General features: G+C 58.4%; 3 protein-coding genes. All 3 read left to right on the plus strand.

Annotation, left to right across the window (positions count from 1 at the left end; all coding sequences use genetic code 11):
- Positions 1-116: 116 nt before the first annotated feature.
- The 3 genes from astB to astE all read left to right on the plus strand — a co-directional run bounded on the left by astB (position 117) and on the right by astE (position 2851).
- Positions 117-1463: an N-succinylarginine dihydrolase gene (gene astB / locus AUC60_RS24990; protein WP_087273896.1), complete on the plus strand. Its 1347-nt coding sequence runs from the start codon at positions 117-119 to the stop codon at positions 1461-1463.
- Positions 1464-1525: 62 nt separating this feature from the next.
- A complete protein-coding gene (locus AUC60_RS24995; protein WP_027900080.1) occupies positions 1526-1810 on the plus strand; it encodes a hypothetical protein in 285 nt (94 codons plus the stop codon).
- Between the two features lie 33 nt (positions 1811-1843).
- Complete coding sequence (gene astE, locus AUC60_RS25000; RefSeq protein WP_087273898.1) at positions 1844-2851, plus strand: succinylglutamate desuccinylase; 1008 nt, start codon at positions 1844-1846, stop codon at positions 2849-2851.
- The last annotated feature ends 75 nt before the right edge of the window (positions 2852-2926 follow it).

The following is a 2926-nucleotide window of genomic DNA, read 5'->3' on the forward strand; positions in this document are numbered from 1 at the left end:
GCTATCGCTGGCCTCGTAACCTCGGTGAGCTCCTACAGAAGTGGGTTTAACCCAAAACGCTGCGAAGCGATGATTGAACCTTACGCTTATAAGAAAAGATCCACGGAGCCGAGCCGATGAAATCATACGAAGTCAATTTTGACGGCCTGGTCGGGCCGACGCACAACTACGGCGGGCTGTCCTACGGTAACGTCGCCTCGCAAAGCAACTGCCAGCAGTCCTCCAACCCGCGCGAAGCTGCGTTGCAGGGGCTGGCAAAGATGAAAGCGCTGATGGACATGGGTTTTACCCAAGGGGTTCTCGCGCCACAAGAGCGTCCGGATGTTGCCGGTCTGCGCCGTCTTGGTTTTAGCGGCACGGATGCGCACGTGATCGAGCAGGCTGCCAAACAGGCCAAACCTCTGCTGGCAGCCAGTTGTTCCGCGTCGAGCATGTGGGTCGCCAACGCTGCAACCGTGAGCCCGAGCGCCGACACCGCCGATGGCCGCGTGCATTTCACCGCCGCCAACCTGGCCTGTAAATATCACCGCAGTATCGAGCACCCGACCACCAGCCGCGTGCTGGCCGCGATGTTTGCCAATTCACAGCATTTTGCTCATCACACTGCGTTGCCTTCTGTTGCCCAGTTTGGTGATGAAGGTGCCGCCAACCACACACGTTTGTGCCGTGACTATGGCGAGGCCGGCGTAGAGTTTTTCGTGTTTGGCCGTAGTGCCTTTGATTCGCGCTTTCCTGAACCGCAGAAGTATCCAGCGCGCCAAACCCTCGAAGCCTCCCAAGCCGTCGCCCGTTTGCATGGCTTGAGCGACAGCGCAGTGGTTTACGGTCAACAGAACCCGGCGGTGATTGATCAAGGCGTGTTTCACAACGATGTGATCGCTGTGGGTAACGGCGAAGTGTTGTTTTATCACGAGGACGCCTTCCTCCAATCCGAGCGCATGCTGGCGGAACTGCAAGACAAGCTTGCCCGTTGTGGCGGGCAGCTCAAGGCGATTTGCGTGCCTCGCGCCGAAGTCTCGGTGGAGGATGCAGTGCGTTCTTACCTGTTCAACAGCCAGCTGCTGTCCCGTCCCGACGGCACCATGTTGCTGATTGTGCCCGAAGAGTGTCGCGGCAACGAACGGGTCTGGCGTTACCTGCAAGGGCTGATCGCGGGCGCTGGCCCGGTCAGGGAGGTCAAAGTTTTCGACCTCAAACAAAGCATGCAGAATGGCGGCGGTCCGGCCTGTCTGCGTCTGCGTGTCGCGCTCAATGAAACCGAGCTGGCGGCCGTCAACCCTGGGGTTATCATGACCGCGCCTCTGTATGACACGCTGACGCAATGGGTCGACAGGCATTATCGTGATCGCATGAGCGAAGATGATCTGGCTGATCCGCAATTACTGATTGAATGCCGCGCAGCATTGGATGAATTGACGCAAATCCTTAAACTGGGCGCGGTTTATCCTTTTCAGCTGGCCTGAAATTCTGGCGGGTGGTGCCTGGCACGACCCGCCGTCCTTCCTCTCGATAGAGAACACCGATTATGAGCGACACCCTGCAGTTGATCCTTGAAGACACCGATGGCACCCAGCTGGAAACTTCCTGCACCCGCGTTGCGGTCGTCTGGCAGGGCAAGGAAATCTGGATTCAGCACGATGGCCGCGGCCAATTGCTGATTGGCGTCGATGTTGAAGAAGGTGATGCCGAGTACGCCAACCTGTTGTTGCGTCCTCTGGCGACCAACCTGGTCAGCCTGCAACTGGAAATGGAGCCTGCTGACGTCGGTGAAGACGAAGAGCATGTGCACGGCCCTGACTGCAATCACTAAGACCCACTTTCACCCATTACGGGAACAGCGCCTATGCTCGCCCTCGGTAAACTGCTTGACCTGACTTTGGCTGGACGTGAACCGGCAGAAAAGACTCAAGTGACAGTCTCTGGAGTGCGACTGCGATGGCTGAGCGAGGGCGCTCTGGAAGTGCGTCCTGCCCAGGATCGGGATAACGGCACGGACTTGCTGTTATCCGCCGGTATCCATGGCAATGAGACGGCACCCATCGAGTTGCTGGACGAATTGATCCGCAGTATTGCCCGCAGCGAATTACAGCCGCGGGCACGTATTCTTTTCCTGTTTGGCAACCCCGATGCGATGCGCCGCGGCGAGCGCTATGTCGAACAGGACGTCAACCGGCTGTTCAATGGCCGTCACGAGCACAGCGAGGGTGCGGAGGCGTTACGCGCCTGCGAACTGGAGCGGCTGGCGGCGACGTTTTTCAGCATTCCGGACCGCTACCGGCTGCACTACGACCTGCATACGGCGATTCGCGGTTCGAAGATCGAACAGTTCGCGCTCTACCCGTGGAAGGAGGGGCGTCAGCACTCTCGTCGTGAACTGGCACGGCTGAAGGCGGCCGGCATGACAGCGGTATTGCTGCAGAACAAACCCTCTATCGTGTTTAGCGCCTACACCTACGACAAGCTGGGCGCCGAGGCTTTCACGCTGGAGTTGGGCAAGGCGCGGCCGTTCGGACAGAACCAGGAAGTCGATCTGACTCGTCTGCGTGTGCGTCTGGAGCAAATGATCGAAGGCACAGAGCCAGCAGTGGACGAAAGCCTTGAGGGATTACAACTGTTCAGCGTCGCCCGGGAAATCATCAAGCACAGCGATAGCTTCAGGCTGCATCTGCCTTTGGATGTTGAGAATTTTTCAGCGCTGGAAAAAGGCTACGTCCTGGCTGACGACCTGACTCATTCACGCTGGGTGGTGGAAGAAGAGGGCGCGCGGATCATCTTCCCGAACCCCAAGGTCAAAAATGGCCTGCGAGCGGGGATATTGATTGTGCCGGCTACAGAGGACGGGCTGGTTTGAGCCTGACGCGATCATTGCGGCGCTCCCATTTCTGACAAGCAGCGCACCCAGGTTTGCGCAATTCCGGGTATCGGC

The sequence above is a fragment of the Pseudomonas caspiana genome (genome assembly GCF_002158995.1).
In the GTDB taxonomy this organism is placed as follows: domain Bacteria; phylum Pseudomonadota; class Gammaproteobacteria; order Pseudomonadales; family Pseudomonadaceae; genus Aquipseudomonas; species Aquipseudomonas caspiana.